Consider the following 2,796-nt stretch of genomic DNA (forward strand, 5'->3'; position numbering starts at 1 on the left):
GCGGGGGGTGGGGGTGGCTCGCGCAGGCGGAGGCGGCTGAAAGACCGGGATCAGCGGAGCGAACGCGTTCTGGCAAGATGGGTCCCATGACTGCTGAGACTGACTACGACACAGCGCCGACCCCTCCTCCCACGAATAAGGTTCCTGTCGAGCGGACCCATCACGGCGACGTGTTCGTGGACGACTACGAGTGGCTTCGGGAGAAGGAGAGCCGCGGGGTCGTGGAACATCTCACCGCCGAGAATGCCTACACCGACGCCGTCACCTCCGGGCAGGAGCAGCTGCGCCAGGACATTTTCGACGAGATCAAGAACCGTACCCAGGAAACGGACCTCTCGGTCCCTGCCCGGAAGAAGGGCTGGTGGTACTACTCCCGCACCGAAGAGGGAAAGCAGTACGGAATCCAGTGCCGGGTCGCCGCGAGAGACACCGGCGACCTCGACGCGGACTGGACCCCGCCGGAGGTGCTCCCCGGGAAGCCCGTACTCGGCGAGCAGATTCTGCTCGACGGCAATGCCGAAGCCGAAGGCAAACCATTTTTTTCCCTCGGCGGGCTGGCCGTCAGCGAGGACGGGATGCTCCTCGCCTACTGTGAGGACAACGCAGGTGACGAGCGCTTCACCCTGCGCGTCAAGGACCTCGCCACCGACGAGCTGCTGCCCGACGAGATTCCCAACGTGTTCTACGGCGTCGCCTTTTCCCCCGACGGGCGCCGCATCTTCTACACCGTCGTCGACGATGCGTGGCGCCCGTTCCAGGTGCGCGCGCACACGCTCGGCACGCCCGTGGACAACGACGCCGTCCTCTACCAGGACGACGACGTCGCCATGTGGACCGGCTTCGAGCTGTCCGCCGACCGCTCCCAGCTCCTCATCAGCAGCGGCTGCTCGGAGTACAGCGAGTACCACGCGCTGGATCTGACGGATCCCGGCGCCGTCCTCAGAATGCTCATCTCCCGCGATGAGCACGTGCTCTACGAGGCCGAGCCGGTGACGATCGACGGCGCACCTTCCTACCTCCTGACGCACAACCGCGACGCGAAGAACTCGATGATCAGCCTGGTCGAGGCCTCGGAGCTGGCCAAGCCGCTCGCCGAGCAGCAATGGAGGACCGTCGTGCGCCACGACGACGCCGTCCGGGTCAACGGCATCGCCGTGACGTCCACCCACCTGGTGCTTTCCATCCGGAAGGACACCACCGACCGCGTCCAGGTACTCCCGCTGGCCGGGCTCGGCACCGCAGGGCAGCCGGCTCCCGTCGAACCGGCATTCGATGAGCAGCTCTTCACCAGCAGCCTGGCCAACGCCGAGTTCGAGTCCCCGATCATCCGACTGTCCTACACGTCCTTCCTGACGCCGCCGCGCATCTACGACTACGTTCTCGCCACCGGTGCGCTCGCGCTCCGGAAGGAAACCGAAGTGCGCGGGAATTACGACGCCGGCTCCTACGTCGCGGAGCGCTGGTGGGTGCCGGCCGCGGACGGGACGTCCATTCCCCTCTCCGTCATCCGGCGCTCCGACCTCGCTCAGGACGGCACGAACCCCGCCCTGATCTATGCCTACGGCAGTTACGAGGTCAGTGTGGATCCGGGCTTCTCGATCGCCCGGCTGTCCCTCCTGGACCGCGGCATCATCTTCGTCGTCGCCCATGTCCGGGGCGGCGGTGAGATGGGCCGCACCTGGTACGAGCAGGGCAAGAAGCTGCACAAGAAGAACACCTTCACCGACTTCGTGGACGCCACCACTTACCTCGCCGATTCTGGCTGGGTGGATGAACGCCGGATCGCGGCGATGGGCGGGTCCGCCGGAGGCCTGCTGATGGGCGCTGTCACGAATCTCGCACCGGAGAAATACCGGGCCGTGGTGGCGCAGGTTCCCTTCGTGGACGCGTTGACCACCATCCTGGACCCGGAGCTGCCGCTGTCGGCCCTGGAGTGGGAGGAGTGGGGTAACCCGATCACGGAACCCGACGTATACCGCTACATGAAGGACTACACGCCGTACGAGAATATCCGCGCCGTGGAATATCCCCGTATCGCCGCAGTGACCAGCTTCAACGACACGCGGGTGTTGTACGTGGAGCCGGCCAAATGGGTTGCGGCGCTTCGGGAGAAAACCACCGGTGCGGAGCCGATCGTCCTCAAGACCGAGATGGACGGCGGCCATGGCGGGGCGAGCGGACGATACTCGCGGTGGAAGGACGTGGCGTGGGACTACGCTTTCGCAGCTGATGCCCTCGGAGCCACCGAGGTGCGTCCGCGCCCCGCCACCTGATCGCCCTTTCGACGCCTTTCCCGAACCCGCCTGCCGATGCGGCGCTTGACACCCGCCGCGTCGGCAGTATTACCTAATGAACATTCGGTAACTAATTCTGGAAGGCGATCATGGCGGACAGCGGCGTCCCTTTTCCCCCACCCGGGCTTGCACCTGACGGGAAGCCTCACCACCGGCTCCTCATTGATGACCGCGCGTCGGCCTGGCTGGGGATCGAGCTCGCCGCCACGGGGAACGGCACGTCGCAGGTCACCATGCGGGTCCGCAGCGAAATGCTCAACGGCTTCGGCATGGTCCACGGCGGCATGATCTTCGCGTTCGCCGATTCGGCCTTCGCCCTCGCCTGCAATTCGGCAGCACCACGCGAGGACGGCACCGAAACCGGCGAGCGCACTGTCGCCGCGGGCGCAGACATCTCGTTCCTCTCCCCCGCCTACGACGGCGAGCTGCTGAGAGCCGTCGCCACGCGCCGCGCGTCAGCAGGACGCAGCGGCCTCTACGACATCACCGTCACAGCGGACGA

At 66.2% G+C, this 2,796-nt stretch carries 2 protein-coding genes; both read left to right on the plus strand.

All coding sequences use genetic code 11. The features are described 5' to 3' along the window. The first annotated feature begins 86 nt into the window (after positions 1-86). Positions 87-2,273: a S9 family peptidase gene (locus tag Y705_RS0109055; protein WP_155849992.1), complete on the plus strand. Its 2,187-nt coding sequence runs from the start codon at positions 87-89 to the stop codon at positions 2,271-2,273. 110 nt (positions 2,274-2,383) lie between these two features. Continuing rightward, the coding region (locus Y705_RS18650) for a hotdog fold thioesterase (protein ID WP_155849993.1) at positions 2,384-2,796 on the plus strand (413 nt) is incomplete at its 3' end.

Source organism: Arthrobacter sp. H41 (assembly GCF_000520535.1).
Lineage (GTDB): Bacteria > Actinomycetota > Actinomycetes > Actinomycetales > Micrococcaceae > Arthrobacter_D.

Bases quoted from the DNA above. Each gene is read 5' to 3' on its own strand.
- Y705_RS0109055 (WP_155849992.1), top strand. From the start codon at position 87: ATGACTGCTGAGACTGACTACGACACAGCGCCGACCCCTCCTCCCACG.